Below are 18,197 nucleotides of genomic sequence, written 5' to 3'. Positions count from 1 at the left end.
TCGGATTCAGCGCGGCCAGTTGCCGAAGCGCATGGCGAGGCTGCACAGGATGAAGAGCAGGGTGCCGACGATGGCGCCGAACACCCACACCCCGGCGACGCCGGCGTTGCGGCTGTCGCCGTAGTCGATGGCGCCGGCGAGGATGATCAGGCAGGCGTTGAGCCCGATCGCGGTGGCAAGCGCGAGTCGCAGCCACAGCCAGACGGTGGAGGTGGGCTCGGGCAGCATGCCGAATATCAGCCAGAACGCGAGCGGTACCGCGAGCAGCGGCAACAGCCACACGCCCAGCCTTTCCATCCACGCGTTGCCCAGCTCGGACGCGGGAAGGTTCAGCCGCGCAAGCAGGCGCGTGCCGCCATAGACGCAGGCCCAGTAAAGCTCGGGGCCGACCAGCAGGTTCGCAAGCTTGCCCATCGAAACCTCCTCAGCGGGGGCCGGCAGCCGGTGCCGGCGGATCGTGACAGGCGGCGCGCGCGAGCGGCGGCGTTGCCCGCGACGACGCAGCCGGCGCGCTGCGGTGCCGCATGCCTTCCGGGTAGCGTCGTGCGGCGGTTGTCATTGCGCGTCCTCGCCGTCGGCGCCGAACCCGGCGAGCAGCCAGCGTCCACCATCGACGCGGAAATAGAAGGAATACGGCGGGCAGTGCACCGTCTTGTCGCTGCCTTCGGTGGCGACCGGCGCGGCAGCCAGACAGTGGCGCAGGGCCGGCGTGAACACGACCGGGTAGGTGCGCACGAAGGCGTCGCGATCGAGCTGGCGCCCTTCGAGCAGGAAGGGCAGCCGGGTCAACTCGGCAAGGCCGGCGGCGTCGTTGCGGACGATGGCGGCGCGAAAGCGGTTGTGGAAGGCGCGGAAATCCTCGGCGGCGCCGGCGGGCAGGCAGGCAAGGCCGAGTACGAACGGGATCGCATGGGCGAGGGCGCGTTGGGCAGCGTTCATGGTTATCTCTTCTGGAATACGTCGCCGGGCGTGTGGGAGGTCACGCGGCCCGATCCGGGGACGGGCGCCGCATCTCGGATTCCGGCGGCGCCAAGGGAATTAAAGCAAGGAATATGCCGATGAGTTATGGCAAGGCTTCCGGCGCCGCCGGGCGGCGAGGTGTAAGCAATGCCGACACTCGTGGCGGACGATCCGGGCGCCATACCCGACGCCCGCCGCCCTATCCCGACGGATTCAGCCGGACGTCGATATGTAACTGAATGCATGGAAAAATCCGCAATCTCGCGGAAAGCGTGACGTGCTTCCCGCCTGGCATACCGCGAAGGGTAAAAAGGCTTTGCGCGCTGCGGCGGAACTGTTCTATAAGTGAACACGCACGCAGGCGGCGACGGGCCGCAGAACCCGCAACCCGCATGCCGTGCAGATGGAGGGGCCTTCCCTGTTGGTTGAATGCAGCGCGCTGTGCCGCTTGTCCGGCCACGCGTCGCGGGCGTTCGCCGGCACTCCTCCTGGTTCGATACAGGTGGCATGTTTTCGGCCAGGGGCAGGTATTGATGGCGGTCCGCAGGGGTGTATTGCTTGATCATGGGGGAGAGGTCGCGCAGGCGCTCGCCCGTCTCCAGCTGACGGGTTGGGAGTTCCAGCCGGTGTCTTCGCTGGAGGCGGCCCGCAAGCTGCTGGCCGCCGAGGCGCCGCCCGTCGGCGTGGTCGTGTTCGACGGCGAGGACGCCTGGCCCGCGCGTGATCTCGAGGCGCTGCTCGCGCGCTTTAATGTGGAATGGATCGCGGTGCTGCACCGCGAGCTGTTCGACAGCGAACGCCTGGTGCCGCTGCTGCGGCGCAATTTCTACGATTTCCATTCCTTGCCGCTCGACCGCGAGCGGCTGCTGGTTACGCTCGGCCATGCCTACGGCAAGGCGATGCTGGGGCCGAAGCCGGTGCCGCACCTGGGCGCCGAAGGCGCGTTCGGCATGACCGGGCGCAGCCCGCGGATGCTGCAGCTGTTCCGCCAGATCGAGAAGGTGATCACGGTGGATGCGCCGGTGCTGATCGGCGGCGCCTCGGGCACCGGCAAGGAGCTGGTGGCGCACGCGATCCACCAGCATTCGGCGCGGGCCAAGGGCCCCTTCATCGCGATGAACTGCGGCGCCATTCCGGCCAACCTGATCCATTCCGAGCTGTTCGGCTACGAGCGCGGCGCCTTCACCGGGGCGGTGCAGCGCAAGTTCGGCAATATCGAGGCCGCCAACAACGGCGTGCTCTTCCTCGACGAGATCGGCGACCTGCCGCTCGACCTGCAGGCCAGCCTGCTGCGCTTCCTGCAGGAGAAGACCATCGTCCGCGTCGGCGGCACCGAGCGGCTGCGGATGAACGTGCGGGTGATCGCCGCGACCCATGTGGACCTCAAGCGCGCGGTCGCCGAGGGCCGCTTCCGCGAGGACCTCTACTACCGGCTCAATGTGCTGCACCTTCCGGTGCCGGCGCTGCGCGAACGGCGCGAGGACATCAGCCTGCTGGCGCAGGCGGTGTACGCCGCGCATGAAGACCAGCGCAGCCCGCAGGTGCGCGGCTTCAGCGCCGAGGCCACGCTGGCGATGGAGGCTTACGACTGGCCGGGCAACGTGCGCGAGCTGATCAACCGGGTGCAGCAGGCCATGATCATGAGCGAGAACCGCTTCATCTCCGCGGCGGACCTCGGCCTGCCGATGCCGGAGGGTGCCGCGCCGACCACGCTGGACGAGGCGCGCGCCTCGGTGGAGCGCGAGATGATCGAAACCCGGTTGCGCAAATGCCAGAACAATGTCTCCGAAACGGCGCGCCAGCTCGGCATCTCGCGGGTGACGCTGTACCGGATGATCGACCGGTTGAAGATCGTGTTGTAGCGGCAGGGGACGCGGCGCGAGGGGGCGCCGCTTTTCATTTGGGGGAGGAGACTCATGAAGCACAGGCAGAGGCTTGCCGCGCGCGCCCTTGGGAGGGGGCTCGCCGGCTGCATCGTGGTTGCCGGCTTGCCGGCGATCGCGGTGGCGGAAGAGGGGGGTGAGGCGCCGCTGACCAGCATGCGCCAACAGATCGAGGCGCAGAACCGCCAGATCGACGCGCTGAAGGCGGACCTTGCGCGCCAGGAGGCAGCGCTGGCGGAACTGCGCAGTGCATTGGGCATGCGCGGGCGCGGGCCGGCACCGGCGGAGGCGGCGGCGCCTGCTGCTGCGCCTGCTGCTGCGCCGGGGCCGGCGGCGCGCCCCGCGGTGGTGGCGCAGCAGGGTCAGCCGGCGCAGGGCGGCGAGCAGACGGTGGGGCAGGCGCCGGCCGGCGACAACCGCCCGCAGCGCGACGTGGTGACGATCTTCGAGACGCCCGGCGTGCTCACCCCGCCCGGCAAGTGGATCGTCGAGCCGTCGCTGCAGTACGCCTATTCGTCCAGCAACCGGGTGGCGCTGGTGGGCTACACGGTGATTCCGGCGATCCTGATCGGGCTGATCGACGTGCGCGAGGTCAAGCGCAACACCTTCACCGCCGCGCTCACCGTGCGGCGCGGCATCACCAACCGCTTCGAGCTGGAGGCCAAGGTGCCCTGGGTGTACCGCTCGGACACCAGCGTGAGCCGCGAATACCTGGTGCCGCAGGCCACCGAGTCGGTGTTCGATGCCGATGGCAAGGGCATCGGCGACATCGAACTCACCGGCCGCTACCAGCTCAACGACGGCGGCGGCGAGAACCCGTACTACATCGCCTCGCTGCGTTTCAAGACCCGCACCGGCAAGGACCCGTTCGAGGTCGAGACCAACTACACGCTGCCGGGCGGACGCGGCACCGGGCTGCAGACGGAGCTGCCCACCGGCTCCGGCTTCTACACGCTGACGCCGGGCCTGACGGTGCTGATTCCGTCCGATCCGGCGGTGTTCTTCGGCGGCCTCAGCTACCAGTACAGCTTCAAGCGCGACAACGTGAAGGCCAACACCGTGGGCGGACCGAGTGACGGCGGGCGCATCGGCGACGTCGAGCCGGGCGGCGTGATCGGCTTCAACTTCGGCATGGGGCTGGCGCTCAACGAACGTTCGTCGTTCAGCCTGGGTTACGACCACCAGTCGGTCGGCAAGGTGAAGATCGACGGCCGGACCGCGCCGGGTTCGGTGCGGGTGCAACTCGGGACGCTGCTGATGGGCTACTCGTACCGGCTCAACTCGGGCAACTACATGAACCTCTCGCTCGGAGTCGGCGTCACCCGCGACACGCCGGACCTGCAACTGACGCTGCGGATGCCGATGTCGCTGTAGCGTGTCCGCGCTGGCGTCCGCCGCGCGCGGGCGTCAGCGCATCAGCGAATGCACCATCGCGTCGCGCACCGATTGCTGCATCTGGCCGCTGCGCAGCATCTCCATGCTGTTCACCGTGGCGTTGATCGTGGTGATCGCGCGCATGCTCTGGTTGTCGAGCGAGTTCTGGATCACCGTCGCGAGCGCGCCGTTCGCCAGCCCGGTGCTGGAGAGCAGGCCGTTGGGGCCGTTCTGGATCACCGCCACCGTCGCGCCTTCGTTCAGCGCCACACCGCGCCCGACGAGGTTGCCGAGTTCGGCGAGGTTCACCGTGGTGACGCTGGCGAGCACGCCGTTCACATACACCGCGCGTTCGATGCCGAACGACACCCGCAGCCCGGAAGGCGTTTCGAAGCCGCCGCGCAGGGTGTCGAGCGTGGCCTCGTCCACCGCCGCCGCCATCAGCGTGGGGCGCAGCGGGCGGCCGGCTGCCGGCGGGCGCACCACGTGCGGCACAGGGCGCAATTCGCCTGCGTGCAGCGTGCCGGCATCGCCATACGGTGCTTCGGCCTCGGCCGTCGCGGTATCAGCGAGGGCGCCGTGTTCGCCATAGTCGTGGCCGCGCGCAGCCACGGTGGGGCCGGCATCGCCGTAGCTGTCCAGGATGTCCTGCGGGCGGCGGAACTCGGCTTCGATCACTTCGACGACGGCGCGGATCGGCGCCACGGTCTCGAGCGCCGCGACATCCGCGCCGGTCTTCGCCCGCGTGCAGGTTCCGGCCCGGTCCAGCGGCCAGTCCGCCAGCGCCAGCAATTCGGCCGGCGGGCTTTCCGCCGGCGCGCACGCGGCGGCGTCGAAGCCGGCAAAGGCGGCGGCCGCCACGGTGTTCATCACGCTGTGCGCGCCGTCGCCGGCGGACCCCGGCGGCGGCGGCTCGGCGTGCTCCACCAGGGCGCGTGCGGCGCCCACGCCCAGTCCGCCGAGTGCGGCCAGCAGCAGCGCGATGCGGGCGGTCTGCATGGCGATCGTCCTTTCAATGGTCCGATGGGGCGCGCTGCAGCAACTGCACGTCCGCCGTGTTGTTGTCCAGTCCGCGCGCCAGCGGGGCGCGCGGGCGCACCCGCCAGTCGACCTCCTGGTTGAAGCGGGCGCGGTCCACGTTGTTGTTCACCACCAGCAGGATGCCGCTGCGCCAGTTGCGCTCGAAATCCGTCCGGCTGACGACGCGGGTGCCCATCGCCGGGTCGCCGAGCAGCACGCTCGCGTTGCGCAGCCCCTTCACCACCACGAAATGCGCGTAGCCGTGCTCCTGGATCAACGCGATCGCCGGCACGCCCACCGCGGCGAGCTGGTCCAGCGTGGCCTCCACGCCCTCGGTGATGAAGCCGAGCTGGTCGAGGTAGCGCTTCATGTCCAGCATCGAGAAGCCTTCGCGGCGGATCTTGGCCTGGTCGCCGCTGGCGTACATCACCTGGAACACCTGCGCTTCGTTCACCGGGTGGCCGTAGTGATGGGTCAGCAGCGTCGCCACCGCGGCCGACCCGCAGGAGAAGTCGTACTGCTGGCGCAGCGTGGTGACGAAGCGCGCTTCGCGCAGGCTCACGGTCGGCACGCTCAGGCTGCCCCCCAGCGGCGCCACCATCCGCAGGTCGGCCGCCAGCGCGGTGGCGGCGCCGGCACACGCCAGCGCCGCCGCGGCGCGGCGCAGGCGGCCGCATTGCGCGGGCCGCGTCTGCGCCATCTACTTCACCTCCACGTTCAGGATCACCGCGTTCTGGATCAGCACACCGTTGCCGGTGTTCTGGATCAGCATCGGCATGCCGGACGAGCCCGCCAGCGCGCCGTCGGACACGTTGTTGAAGCCCGTCATCGCGTCCTGCACCTGCACCTCGCGCACCGCGCCGGCGGCGTGGATGTCGCTCAGGTGGGTGTCGGCACCGCCGCGCTGGTCCGCCAGCGCCTCCAGCGCCACCACCCGGCCGCCGAGCACGCCGGCCGCGCCGCCTTCCTCCGCATGCACGCTCGCCGGCGAGCCGCAGGTGGCGGCGAGCGCGATGCCGAGGGCGATCATGGACACTCCGGTTCTCATGGTCTGCCTCCTGCCCACTGTTGCTGCCTGCGGGGCGGGCCAGCGCCCGCCCCGCGCCGGAGGCTTACCTGACCGTCAGGTTGGCCTGCACGTTGGCGCTTTGCTGCACCAGGGCGCCAATGCCGGTGTTCTGGGCATTGATGATGATGCCGGCGCCGTTGGTGAAGCTGCCGCTGATGCTGTTGGACATGTTGAAGGTGCCGGCATTGAGCGAGATCTGCCCGCCTGCGCCACCCGCGCCTCCGCTGCCGCCGTTGCCGTTGCCGGCGACCGCGTCACCCGCGGTGGCCGCGCCGCCTGCGCCGCCCGTGCCGCCGGTGCCGCCCTGGCCGGAACCGCCCGTGCCCGCACCCGCCGTGGCCGTGCCGCCCGCGCCGCCGGCGCCGCCGGTGCCGCCCTGCCCGGCACCGGCCGCACCACCGCTACCGCCGGTGGCGGTACCCGCCGTCGCCGCGCCGCTGCTGGCCGTGCCGCCCGCCGCGCCGCTGCCCGATCCGCCGGTCGCCGCACCGCTGGTCGCCGCGCCGCCGGTGGCCCCGGTGCCGGCCACGTTGCTGGCCGATCCGCCGGTGCCGCTGCTCGCCGTGGGGGCGCCGGAGGCCGGGGTGCCGCTGGCGGTGGCCGCGCCGCCGGAGCCGCTGGCGGTGCCGCCGGTGCCGCTGGAGGTGCCCGCCGAGGCGGTGGTGGCGCCGCCGGTCGAGCTGCCGCCGGTGGAGCTGGTGGCGCCGCTGCTGGCCGCGCCGCCGGTGCCGCCGTCACCGTCGCCGAGCGCGGTGCTGGCGCCGCCGCCGGCCGCCGTCACGCCGCCGGCAGAGGCCGAACCGCTGGAACTCGCATCGCCGCTGGAGGCCGAGGTGCCGCCCACGCTGCTGGAGCCGGCGCCGCCCGATGCGGTGGTGGTGGAGGTGGCGGCCCCGCTGCTCGCAGTGGCGTTGCCGCCGTTGCCGCCGGACGGGTTCTGCGCCGCGCCGCCGTTGCCGCCGTCGCCGCCGCGCACGCCGCTGGAGTTGGCGCTGGCGCCGGTGCCGTCGCCGCCGCGGCCGCCGGTGGCGCCGCCCGTCGTCGCACTGCCGGCGGTGGCCGCCGCGCCGTTGCCGCCATTGCCGCCGTTGCCGCCGGAGGCGGTGCCGCCATTACCGGCCATGCCGCCCATCGCCTGCCCGCCGGAGCCGGCGCCGCCGTCACCGCCGGAGGCGGAACCGCCATTGCCGCCGTTGCCGGAGAAGGCCGAGCTGCCGGTTGCGCCGCCGCCCGTGCCGCCGTGGCCGGTGCCGCCATTGCCGCCGTTGGCATTGCCCAGGTTGCTGACCACGTTGCCCAGCCCCTGCACGGTGATGCCCGACACCGTACCGTTGAGCCGCGACACCGCCGCCACGCGGGTGGTGTTGAAGGCGTTGGACAGGTTGGAGGTGGCGGTGGAGCCGTTGTTGGCGGCCGCGGTGCCGTAGTCGCGGGCGTTTACGTCGCCCGAGTTGTTGCGCGTGTTGCCAGCGCTCTTGTCGTTGTTCTGATCGGAGTTGTTGCGGTTGTCGGAGTTGTCGCTGTTGTCCTGGGTCGCGCTGGAATAGCCGTTGGCCGCGGCCCCCGAGCCGCCCTGCGTGGATGTTTCACTCGCGGTGGCGCCACCGGCGTCGCGCCCGGCACTCACCGTCGGATCGGCCCATGCGGGGCCGGCGAGACCGAAGGCGAGGGCGAGTGCAGCGCTTAACACACTGATTTTCATGACTTTCTCCTTTGGGCTGACGTGACGGCGGAGCAGCCTGCCCCGCTCAACCGGGCGGAATCGCAACTCCCGTACCATCGCCGCGGGAGCCGCGAGGACAAAGGCATTTGCGGCCGGCGGCCGACGGGCGCGGGGGGCGGTGGCGGGAAATCTGTTCAGCGCCGTTACAGCCGGATCGCGGAGGTCGTGCGGATGAACGCGGGCGGCGTGGGAAAAGTCGTTGGGAATCAGTGGTGTGCTGGCGGCCGCAGGGTTGCGGCCGGTGTATCGCAAACGATACGGTGGAAAGCGCCCGGCGGCGGCCGCGCGGGCGCGAAGGGCTCAGCCGGGCAGGTCGATCGCTTCGACCTTGTCCACCAGCTGGCGGGCAAAGAAGCTCTGCGTATAGGGCAGTTGCAGGTGCAGCTTAAGTGCGGCCTCGTCGGTGAAATGTTCGATCAGCACGAAGCTGTCCTCGGCCGAGATGGCCTGGTAGAAGCGGAACTCGCGGCAGCCGGGTTCGGTGACCGTGGCCAGTTCCAGTTCCTTCAGGGCGGCGCGTAGTTCGGCGGCACGGCCGGGTTTGCCGGTAATGCGGGCGAGCTTGCGGACGGGGTTGGATGCCATGTTGTTCTTCCTCTCTCTTTTATGGTTTGCGCGCCGGCGGCAGGCCGGCCCGCCCTACGATACGCCATTCCGTAAGCATGATCCGAGCCCGTCGGCATGAAATTTTTTCGTGCGCGGGCTTTCGGCGGAGAGGGGGCGGCGACGGCGGAAGGGGTGGAAAGGTGATCAGGGCGCGACGCCGGGCAGGGACCGACCCAGTTCCGCCGCGCTGCGGTTGAGGATGGCTTCGAGCAGGGTTTCGGCGGCGCGGCCGGCCGCGGTGGGGGCGCTGCGGCGGTAACCGAGATAGACCGCGCCGGCATCGTCGGGCAGCCGGTACACCGCGATCTGCAGCGGGCAGTAGAGCAGCTGGTGGGGCGATTCGGCGGCCATGCGGGCGGCCAGCGGGCTGCTGCAGAAGTTGATCAGGCGCGCTTCGGCATAGAAATCGGCGCGGTGGCCGAGATCGGGCGCGGTGCGTGCGAGCATGCCGCCGAAGTCGCTTTCGGTGGGCGGGGCGATGCCTTCGGCCGCGATTGCGTCCAGCACCGCCTCGTGTGCGGCGGCGAAGGTGACCGCCTGCAGGCGGCGCACGACGAGTTCCTGCGCGCCGGCCGGCGCGGCAAGCGCGAGCGCGGCGGCGAACAGGGCCGCGCGCGGCAGCAGGCGGACAAACGCGGCGCGCGGCCAGGAAGGCCGCGGCGCCGCGCGTTGGGCAAGGGGCATGCGTATTAGAACTGGTAGCTCACACGCACGCCACCATACAGGCTGCGGCCCGGTCCGGGTTCGTAGTAGCGGCCATTGCGGTCGCCGACGATGACCGACGCGATGTGCTCGCGGTCGAACAGGTTGTCCAGCCGCAGCAATTCGCTGAAGGTCCAGGGGCCGGATTTCTGCTCGGCGGCCAGGCGCAGGTTGACCAGCGTGTAGGCCGGTGCGGCGTGGTCGGCGTTGGCGTCGTCCACATAGACCTTGCTGCGGTGGATGGCCTCGACCGCGGTGGTGAGGCCGGCGAGCGGCTTCCACGCGAGTTCGCCGTAGGCGGTGACCGCCGGGATGCCGGGGATGCGCTTGCCGTCTTCCACCGTGGCGGTGGTTTCGTCATACACCGCGCGCATCACGGTGAGCGCGCCGCGGGCCGACAGGCTGTGGGTGAAGTTGGTCTCGGCGGCCAGTTCCAGACCGCGGCGCAGCGTGGTGCCGGCGTTGGTGTAGCTGGTGCGGCCGCCCACCGACGAGGCGACGACGATCTCGTCCTCGGTGCGGATCTGGAACACCGCCGCGTTCAGCCGGGTGTGCTCGCCGACATAGGCCTTGATGCCGACTTCCGCCTGGCGGCTGCGCGCCGGCTTGAGGTCGAAGTTGAAACCGCCTGAGGCCGAGTAGGAGAGTTCGTTCAGCGTCGGCGTCTCGAAGCCGCGGCCGTAGCTGGCGTAGAGGTTGAGCACCGGCGTCAGCCGCCACAGCACGCCCACGGCCGGCGAGGTCTGGTGGTAGCTCACCGAGCCGCTGTCGTCGCGGTTGGCGCCGACGATGAACTTGTCATCGACGTCGAACTTCACCTCGCTGTGGCGCACGCCCAGCGTCCAGTCGAAATCGCCCTGGCGCCACACCGCCTGCACATAGGGGTCGGTGCTGGTGACGGTGTCGATCTCGTCGCGGCGCAGCGCGCCCTTGACCCCGAGCACGGTGCCGATGAAGTTCTGGTAGCCCTGGCGGTCGTCCTCGGAGCGGTCGTAGTCGATGCCCGCGGTCAGCGTGAGGCGGCCGGGGCCGATCTCGCGGTCGGCGATATAGCGCGCGCCGACGCCGTAGAACTCGCGGTCGAAGTCGATCACGCCGCCGGCGTGGGTGATCGGCGTCTGCGCCGCGCGCGGGATGGACTGGTACTGGGTCACGCTGCGCTCGCCGGCGTAGGCCTGCACCTGCAGGCGATCACTGCCGAAGCGGCGCTCGTAGGTGGCGCCGCCCTGCACGTGGTCGATCTCCTTGCGCGTGCGGTACTGCAGCGCAACGTTTTCCACCGCGGTTTCGTCGCGCTTCCAGGTGGCCCAGGTGAGGCCCAGCGGGTCTTCGGTTTCGGGCTGGCGCAGGCTGCTGAAGATGAGGTTGAGCTTGCTGTCCTCGTCCGGCCGGAAGGTGAGCTTGGCATACGCCTGGTTGCGTTCCGCGGCGCTGTAGCGGCGTTCGCCGTCGGTCTCGAAGTGCGAGGCGTCGAGCACGTAGCCGATGCCGTTCTTCTCGCCCTCGGCGCCGATATCCACCTTGACCGTGCCGTGGTCGCCGCCGAACACCCCGGCCGACACCCGCGGCGCGCCCTGGCCCTCGCGCGAGAACAGCTGGATGACGCCGCCGGCGTGGTTGCCGTAGATCGTGGCCATCGGCCCGCGCAGCACCTCGATGCGCTCGGCGGTGTCGAGGTTGAAGGTGGCCGCCTGGCCCTGGCCGTCCGGGTTGGTGGCGGGAATGCCGTCGGCGATCAGCTTGACGCCGCGCACGCCGAAGGCAGCACGCGCGCCGAAGCCGCGCACCGAAATCTGCAGGTCCTGCGCGTAGTTCTGGCGGTTCTGCACCACCACGCCGGGCACCGCGTTCATCACCTCGGACACATTCACCCGCAACCCGGCGGCGCTGTCGGCGCCGAGGCTGACGCTATCCACCGAATACGGCAGGTCGAAGCTGGAGGCTTCCACCCGGCTGCCAGTGATGACCGTGGGCGCCAGCACCTGCGTCGGCGCGGTTTCCTGTGCCATGGCGGGCAGGCTGGCGAGGGCGCCGAGCAGGGCCGCGGCAAGCGGCGCGAGGGTGTGCGGGCGGGCGCCGCGGATGCGGCGGGCAGGGCGGGTCATGATGGCCTCTCGTCTCCAGTCTTGTGATGGGCCGCCGCACTCGCGGCAGCGTTTGGCCGCAGTCTAATGCGGCGCCCCGAGACGGGCATCGGTCAAAGCGCGGTGCCCGCCTCATGAAAATCATGAGATGCGGGCGGGATGGTTGCTTGCTCCCGAAGCGACGGTCTCCGGGGCTGGGCGGTTTGCTCCCTCCTCTGCAATAGGGTGAGAGCGGGGTTTCGGCAAGCATCACTTGGTCGCCGGCGGAGTGGCGAGGCGAAGCCGAGACTACTGGTTAGGAGGGGGATGGGGTTAGGCTCCGCGCCGCGCCAACCCCATCCCCACCCCAACCCGGTAGCCTTGGCTTCGCTTCGTCGTTCAGCAGGCGGCAAGCAATGCTTGCCGAAACCCCTGCTTCACCCCCTTGAAGGGGAGGGAGCAAGATGGGCCAACCCGGGAGTCTTCGCTCCGCCGCTCAGCGGCACAGAGCGGTGCTCTGCGAAACCCCGGCTACGCCCCCCTGAAAGGGGAGGAGTACCCCCGTCCCCATACTCCTTACTGCTTCCCGGCTGCCTTCACCGCCTCCAGTTCCCCCTTCAGATCGTTCGCCCGCTTCACGATGTACTGGTGAATCATCTCCATGTGCTCGGGCAGCAGCGCGCTGGCGAGCGAGGGCATGCCGCGCTCGGCGCGCGCGCCGGCGACGATGGCGTTGAACTGCGCGTGCTTGTCGGCGGTGAGGTAGCGCAGGTCGGGCACCACGCCGCCGCTCACCGCGTTGAGGCCGTGGCAGTTGGCGCAGAAGCCGTTGAACAGCATGCGGGCCATCGGCATCTTGTCGGCTTCCAGCGTCACCGGCGGGGGCGGCGGCAGCGGCACGGTGTCGAACTTTGCCGCCGGCAGCGTGGCCTTGCCGCCGAGCTTGTAGGTGAGGATGCGCGACTCCGGCTTCACCTTGGCCGCCAGCGACAGCGGGCCGAGGATGCGCGGGAAGGTGCCGCCCCAACCGGCCATGAAGCTGACGTACTGCTCACCCTTCACTTCGAAGGTGACCGGACCGGCCATCACGCCGGTGTTGGCCGGCGACTGCCACAGCAGTTTGCCGCTGTCGGCGGCGTAGGCCACCACGCGGCCGTCGGCGGTGCCCTGGAACACCAGGTTGCCGGCGGTGGCGAGCGTGCCGCCGTTGTAGATGGTGCGGTATTCCTGGCTCCAGCGCGCCTCCTGCTTCACCGGGTCCCACGCGACCAGGCGGCCGCGCCAGGACTGGCTGATCTTGTCGACGATGGCCGGGTCTTCCGGCAGGTCGGGCACGTTGAGGCCGATGTTCACCACCGCTTTGCTGGGGATGAACAGCGGTTCCTTCTGCGCTTCCAGCGCGGCGGCGGTTTCCTGCGCCGGGATGTAGACCAGGCCGGTGTCCGGGCTGTAGGACATCGGATGCCAGTTGTGGCCGCCGATGATCGCCGGCGCGATCAGCTTGGCGCCGTCGGCGTAGTCGGCGTCCGGCAGCAGCACCGGGCGTCCGGTGGCGAGGTCGATGTGGCTGGCCCAGTTCACCGGCACGATGTTCTTCGCCGAAATCAGCTGGCCATTGGTCCGGTCGAGCACGTAGAAGAAGCCGTTTTTCGGCGCCTGCATCAGCACCTTGCGGACCTTGCCGTCGATCTCGATGTCGGCCAGCGTCATCTGCTGCGCGGCGGTGAAGTCCCAGCGGTCGGCGGGCGTGGTCTGGTAGTGCCAGATGTATTTGCCGGTGTCCGGGTCTAGCGCCACCACCGAGGACAGGAACAGGTTGTCGCCCTTGCCCTTGCTGCGGAACTGGTAGTTGAAGGGCGAGCCGTTGCCGACGCCGATGTAGAGCTGGTTCAGCTCCGGGTCGTAGGACATCGAATCCCACACGGTGCCGCCGCCGCCCCACTTGATCCAGCCGTCGCCGTACCAGGTCTTCAGCGCCATCGCCATGGCGTCGTCTTCCGGCGGCAGCTTGGGGTCGCCCGGCACGGTGAAGAAGCGCCAGGCCTGCTTGCCGGTTTCCGCGTCATACGCGGTGACGTAGCCGCGCACGCCGAACTCGGCGCCGCCGTTGCCGATCAGCACCTTGCCTTTGACGATGCGCGGCGCGCCGGTGATGGTGTAGCTCTTCGCATGGTCGAGCACGGTATCCACCGACCACACCTGCTTGCCGCTGGCGGCGTCGAGCGCCACCAGCCGGCCGTCGAAGGTGCCGACATAGACCCTGCCCTTCCACACCGCGACGCCGCGGTTGACCGGACCGCAACAGCCTTCGCCGGCCATCGCCTTGGGCACCTTGGGGTCGTGCTTCCACAGCAGCTTGCCGCTCACCGCGTCGAGCGCATAGACGATGCTGTAGGGGCCGGTGGTGTACATCACGCCATCGACCACGATGGGGGTGGCCTCCACGCCCATGTCGATGTCCAGCTTGTGAGTCCAGGCGAGGCCGAGCTTGCCGACGTTGGCGTCGTTGATCTTCTTCAGCGGGGAATAGCGTTTCTCGTCGTAGCCGCGGCCGTGGGACAGCCAGTTGGCGGCTTCGCCGCCGGTGGCGATTCTGGCGATGCGTTGCCCGTCGACGTTGGCGGGTGGGGCGGCGAGGGTGGGGGTGGTGGTGAGGAGCAGGGTGAGGGCTAGCGTTGTGCGGGTCATGGATTTGTTTTCCGTTGGGGATGAGGTCTGCTGGAGGCGGTTGCGTTCGGTCGGTCTTGTTCCTCCCCCTTCAAGGGGGAGGCTAGGAGGGGGATGGGGTTGGTCTCCGCGCGCACTTACCCCATCCCCACCCCAACCCTCCCCTTGAAGGGGAGGGGGCAGGTGGGTGCCGGCTCGGGCGTCTTCGCTCGCCCCGCCACGCCAGCGGGGCCGCGCGACTCCTCGATCATCCCCGCTGCAACGTCGGAGGGGCGGGAGGGAGCCAGTCCCTCACATCACCACCGACACCGCCTTCTCTTCCGTATAAGCATCCAGCGCGGTACGCGACAGATCGCGCCCCACGCCGGAGTCCTTGTAGCCGCCCCACGGCAGGCGCGCGTCGAGCGGGCTCCAGCCGTTGATGGCGACCGCGCCGACGCGCAGCTTGGGCGCCAGCGTGTGTGCGCGGGCGATGTCCTGCGTCCACAGCGAGGCGGAAAGGCCGAAGGGGGTGTCGTTGGCGAGTTGCACGGCTTCCTCGTCGCTGTCGAAGGGCACCACCACGCCGACCGGGCCGAAGATTTCCTCGCGCATGATGCGCATCTGCGGCGTGCCGCCGGCGAACACCGTGGGGCGGACGAAGAAGCCGTTCTCGGGCAGCGCTTCGCCGCCGGCCACCAGCGCGGCGCCTTCGGCGATGCCGCTCTGGATCAGGGCGGTGACGCGGTCGCGGTGGCGGGCGTTGATCAGCGCGCCCATGCGGGTGTTGGCGTCCAGCGGGTCGCCCAGCGTCACCGACTTGGCCGCGCCGGCAAGCGCGCCGACCACGTCGTCGTAGCGGCTGCGATGCACCAGGATGCGGGTGCCGGCAGCGCAGGTCTGGCCCTGGTTCACGAACAGGCCCATGGCCACGCCCATGATGGCGGCGTCCAGGTTGGCGTCGGCGCAGATGATCTGCGGCGCCTTGCCGCCCAGTTCCAGCGTCAGTCGCTTGAACAGCGGCGCCGCCTCGCGGGCGATGATGCGGCCCACTTCGGTGCTGCCGGTGAAACTGATCTTGTCCACGCCGGGGTGCTTCACCAGCGTGGCGCCGGCCTCCGGGCCCATGCCATTCACCAGGTTGAACACGCCGGCCGGGAAACCGGCCTCTGCGACCAGCCCTGCCAGCGCGGTGAGCGCCAGCGGCGCGTCTTCCGAAGGCTTGAGCACCACGGTGCAGCCGGCGGCCAGCGCCGGGGCCAGCTTCCAGATGCCGATCATCAGCGGCGCGTTCCACGGCACGATCAGCGCGGCCACGCCGATGGCTTCGCGAATGGTGTAGTTGAGCGTCGGCCGGCCCATGAAGCCGGCGGTGGGGATCTGGCGGCCTTCCAGCTTGTCCGCCCAGCCGGCGAAGTAGCGCAGGGTGTCGATGGACATCGGCAGGTCCAGCATGCGCATTTCCATCAGCGGCCGGCCCTGTTCCAGCGCCAGGATGTGGGCGAAGCGTTCGGCGTCGCGCGCCAGCAGGTCGGCCAGCTTGTTGAGCAGGCGGCCGCGTTCGGCGCCCGGCAGGCGTGACCACTCGCCACCGTCGAACTGAGCGCGGGCGGCGGCCACCGCCGCATCCACATCGGCGGCGCCGGAGTTGGCAACCTCGGCCAGCACCGCGCCGGAGGCGGGGGCGAGCTTGGCGAAGGTGGCGCCGGAGGTGGCGGCGCGCCACTCGCCGGCGATGAAGTTGCGGCTGGGGTAGGAGGTGGGTGCGGACATCGCGATTTCCTCGTCGTGGGATGGCTTGGCGGCTAAAGGCGGCCGGCCCGCGCGCCGGCGGGCGGCGCGCGGGCCGGCGTCTTACTTGAAGTGATGGACGTAGCGGATCACGTAGCGCTCGCCTTCCGGCCGGTTGCGCACGTGGCTTTCCTTGTAGGCGTTGAAGAACAGGTGGTCCTGCTGGGAGAAGCTGTAGAGCACGCCGGGGCCGATGCCGAAGACCTGTTCCTTGCTGCCGGACACCGCGTGGCCGTTCACCTCGGTCTCGGTGATCTGCTTCAGCCAGTAGCCATTGATGCCCACGCGCAGCTGCGGCGTCACCGCGTACTCGGTGGCGAAGTTCATGTGGAAGGCTTCGCCGGGGCGCATGTCGCGGGCGTTGGCGACGCCGTAGCCGGCATAGCCGTTGGGATTGGGATCGGTGTTCTTGCCGCTCCACAGGTACCAGAGGCGGGTGGACACGGTCCAGTCGGGCGTCACCCAGTAGGTGCCGGACCAGTAGGGGTTGATGGTCCAGTGGTTGGCGCCGGGATTGACGCTGCGCTCGTTGTCGTACTCGCCGGTGGGGAAGGAGACGTCGATCTCGAAGCGGTGGGCGAAGATGGGGCCGTTGGCGCCCATCACCGGCATCCACTGCAGGAAGGGGCCGACGATGAGGTCGCCGACGCCGGTGTTGCCCTTGGGCAGCGCCGCGTTGCCCAGGCCGTCGTCGGTGCGGGCGTCCAGCACCGCCGGCAGCAGCAGGGTGACGCCGTAGTGGGCGCCCCACAGGGTGTCGGCGGACATCCAGATCGCCTGCGACACCAGCGAGGTGACCTCGATGTCCTGCCTGGGCAGCGGTGCGGCCTTGCCGTCCTTGTCGCGCAGCTTGTCGGCGCTGTAGTACTGCAGGTACTCGGATACATACCAGCCGGGGCCGGCCGGCGGCGCGCCGTCGATGAAGGTGGTGAGGCCGAGGTTCACCGCCGGCAGGTCGTTGGCGGCGGCCGGTGCGGCGGCGCCTGCGGCGAGCAGGGCCAGCGCGGCGGCCAGGCGCGCGCGGCGGGGGGAGCGGGTGGTCATGGTGAGCTTCTCCGGGGAGGTGTCGCTGTGGTCTTGTCGTGGGCGCGGCATGCCGCGTGGGACAGACCTTAGGGCGGGCATCGGCCCGGCGCTTGCCATGGCGTGCAGGACGCATGTCTGGCCGTGCACCGGCTGCACGGCGGCGAAACTCTGCCGGGTGGTCGCGCGGACGGGCGGGTGTTCAGCCGCCCCGGCCGCGGTAGGCGCTCGGGCTGACGCCGAAGCGTTCGCGGAAGCTGCGGCTGAAGTGGGCGGCGTCGGTGAAGCCGTGGTCGAGCGCGATCGTGGTGATGCTGTCGCCAGCGGGGCGGGCGAGTGCCTCGCAGGCTTTTTCCAGGCGCAGGTTGCGGACGAACTCGCGCGGGCGCAGGCCGGCTTCGGCGAAGAGGTTGTAGAGGCTGCGGCGCGACACATGCAGCGCGCGGGCGATGTCGTCGGGGCCGAGTTCGGCGTTGGCAAGGTGCTGCAGCACGAACCGGCGGGCTTCCACCAGCCGCAGCGCGTCGCGCTGGCGGCCGCCCTGTTCGGGCAGGGCCGTGCGCAGCGCGCTTTCGGTCAGCGCCAGCACCGATTCGAGCAGGGCGCGCTGGGCGAGCCCGTCCAGCCCGTCGCGTTCGCGCATCGCGCCGCGCAGCGCCAGCAGGGCGATGCGGGCCGGGCCGGTGGTCTGGCGCGGTGCGCTGCCGAGGTCGCGCGCCAGCCGCATCCAGCGCTCGGCGCTGTCGCCGGTGTAAAGCAGGGAGATGAAGCGGGCGTCTTCGGACAGCTGCAGCGAGTAGGGGTGGATGGCGTCGTAGAACAGCCAGCGCTCGGCCTGCAGCGAACACTCGCCGCCGTTCTGCTGCAGCCGGCCGCTGCCGCTGAGCAGCCACAGCAGCTTCACCGCCGGGCCGTCGGCGGCGGCGAGGTGGCTGCGCTGGCGGGTGACGCGGTGCTCGCACATGCGGATTTCGGCGGCGCGCGCCTGGTCCACCTGCGCCCACAGCGCGCGGCCATGGAAGCGGGTGCTGCGCGCCACCTCGAAGTCCAGCGGCAGGAACTGCGATGCCACCGCCTCCCGCCAGCTGTCGTGGCGGGTCTCCTGCATGCGGAGGATGGGGCTGCGACCTGCGTCCATTGGCGGTCTCTCGGTTGGGAAGTGACGGCAGCGGGGTTGGCGGTTCCCGCCGCCGCGGACTCTCCCGGTGCCGGTCGGCACTTCTCCTCCGATGGACTGCCTGCCGGCGGCTGGCCCTGATCGTGGAACAGGGATGCCGCCTGTCGATGCAAAAAGTTTAGTTAAATGTTTTTTACAAGTAAATTACTTTGATTTGATG

General features: G+C 70.2%; 15 protein-coding genes. 2 read left to right on the top strand and 13 right to left on the bottom strand.

Annotation, left to right across the window (positions count from 1 at the left end):
• Nucleotides 1-6: 6 nt before the first annotated feature.
• Both dqs_RS15620 and dqs_RS15615 read right to left on the bottom strand, forming a co-directional pair.
• Nucleotides 7-414, bottom strand: coding sequence for a hypothetical protein (locus dqs_RS15620; protein ID WP_011766759.1), 408 nt, complete (start codon nucleotides 412-414; stop codon nucleotides 7-9).
• A gap of 141 nt (nucleotides 415-555) precedes the next feature.
• Complete coding sequence (locus dqs_RS15615) at nucleotides 556-939, bottom strand: hypothetical protein (protein WP_065341059.1); 384 nt, start codon at nucleotides 937-939, stop codon at nucleotides 556-558.
• Nucleotides 940-1,493: 554 nt separating this feature from the next.
• On the opposite strand from dqs_RS15615, the gene dqs_RS15610 reads away from it, so the two are divergent.
• Nucleotides 1,494-2,822: a sigma-54 dependent transcriptional regulator gene (locus tag dqs_RS15610; RefSeq protein ID WP_065341058.1), complete on the top strand. Its 1,329-nt coding sequence runs from the start codon at nucleotides 1,494-1,496 to the stop codon at nucleotides 2,820-2,822.
• A gap of 54 nt (nucleotides 2,823-2,876) precedes the next feature.
• Nucleotides 2,877-4,217, top strand: a complete 1,341-nt coding sequence (locus dqs_RS15605; RefSeq protein WP_065341057.1) for an acetate kinase — start codon at nucleotides 2,877-2,879, stop codon at nucleotides 4,215-4,217.
• A gap of 33 nt (nucleotides 4,218-4,250) precedes the next feature.
• Here dqs_RS15605 and dqs_RS15600 read toward each other — a convergent pair whose 3' ends face one another.
• The 11 genes from dqs_RS15600 to dqs_RS15550 all read right to left on the bottom strand — a co-directional run bounded on the left by dqs_RS15600 (nucleotide 4,251) and on the right by dqs_RS15550 (nucleotide 17,998).
• Nucleotides 4,251-5,216 (bottom strand): hypothetical protein, encoded by a 966-nt coding sequence (locus dqs_RS15600; RefSeq protein WP_065341056.1) that lies wholly within the window; start codon nucleotides 5,214-5,216, stop codon nucleotides 4,251-4,253.
• A 13-nt stretch (nucleotides 5,217-5,229) separates the two neighbouring features.
• Entirely contained in the window at nucleotides 5,230-5,937 is a 708-nt protein-coding gene (locus dqs_RS15595) for a C39 family peptidase (RefSeq protein WP_065341055.1), read from the bottom strand.
• The gene (locus dqs_RS15590) at nucleotides 5,938-6,267 is read right to left on the bottom strand and encodes a hypothetical protein (RefSeq protein ID WP_084018584.1); all 330 of its coding nucleotides are present in this window, start codon (nucleotides 6,265-6,267) and stop codon (nucleotides 5,938-5,940) included.
• An 82-nt stretch (nucleotides 6,268-6,349) separates the two neighbouring features.
• The gene (locus dqs_RS15585) at nucleotides 6,350-8,008 is read right to left on the bottom strand and encodes a hypothetical protein (protein ID WP_065341053.1); all 1,659 of its coding nucleotides are present in this window, start codon (nucleotides 8,006-8,008) and stop codon (nucleotides 6,350-6,352) included.
• Between the two features lie 321 nt (nucleotides 8,009-8,329).
• Nucleotides 8,330-8,614, bottom strand: a complete 285-nt coding sequence (locus dqs_RS15580; protein ID WP_011766750.1) for a putative quinol monooxygenase — start codon at nucleotides 8,612-8,614, stop codon at nucleotides 8,330-8,332.
• Between the two features lie 165 nt (nucleotides 8,615-8,779).
• Complete coding sequence (locus dqs_RS15575) at nucleotides 8,780-9,319, bottom strand: DUF302 domain-containing protein (protein ID WP_011766749.1); 540 nt, start codon at nucleotides 9,317-9,319, stop codon at nucleotides 8,780-8,782.
• A 5-nt stretch (nucleotides 9,320-9,324) separates the two neighbouring features.
• Nucleotides 9,325-11,442 carry a TonB-dependent receptor family protein gene (locus dqs_RS15570; protein WP_065341052.1) on the bottom strand — a complete coding sequence of 706 codons (2,118 nt, stop codon included), beginning with the start codon at nucleotides 11,440-11,442 and terminating at the stop codon, nucleotides 9,325-9,327.
• 534 nt (nucleotides 11,443-11,976) lie between these two features.
• Nucleotides 11,977-14,088 carry a PQQ-dependent dehydrogenase, methanol/ethanol family gene (locus dqs_RS15565; protein ID WP_065341051.1) on the bottom strand — a complete coding sequence of 704 codons (2,112 nt, stop codon included), beginning with the start codon at nucleotides 14,086-14,088 and terminating at the stop codon, nucleotides 11,977-11,979.
• A gap of 270 nt (nucleotides 14,089-14,358) precedes the next feature.
• On the bottom strand, nucleotides 14,359-15,819 hold the full coding sequence (locus dqs_RS15560; protein ID WP_065341050.1) for an aldehyde dehydrogenase family protein: 1,461 nt from the start codon (nucleotides 15,817-15,819) through the stop codon (nucleotides 14,359-14,361).
• A gap of 81 nt (nucleotides 15,820-15,900) precedes the next feature.
• A complete protein-coding gene (locus dqs_RS15555) occupies nucleotides 15,901-16,881 on the bottom strand; it encodes a SphA family protein (RefSeq protein WP_065341049.1) in 981 nt (326 codons plus the stop codon).
• Between the two features lie 181 nt (nucleotides 16,882-17,062).
• Nucleotides 17,063-17,998, bottom strand: a complete 936-nt coding sequence (locus dqs_RS15550) for an AraC-like ligand-binding domain-containing protein (RefSeq protein ID WP_065341048.1) — start codon at nucleotides 17,996-17,998, stop codon at nucleotides 17,063-17,065.
• Nucleotides 17,999-18,197 lie beyond the last annotated feature (199 nt).

Source organism: Azoarcus olearius (assembly GCF_001682385.1).
In the GTDB taxonomy this organism is placed as follows: domain Bacteria; phylum Pseudomonadota; class Gammaproteobacteria; order Burkholderiales; family Rhodocyclaceae; genus Azoarcus; species Azoarcus olearius.
Note: the sequence above shows the minus strand (reverse complement) of the source record. Positions and strands in the feature narration are given on the sequence as shown.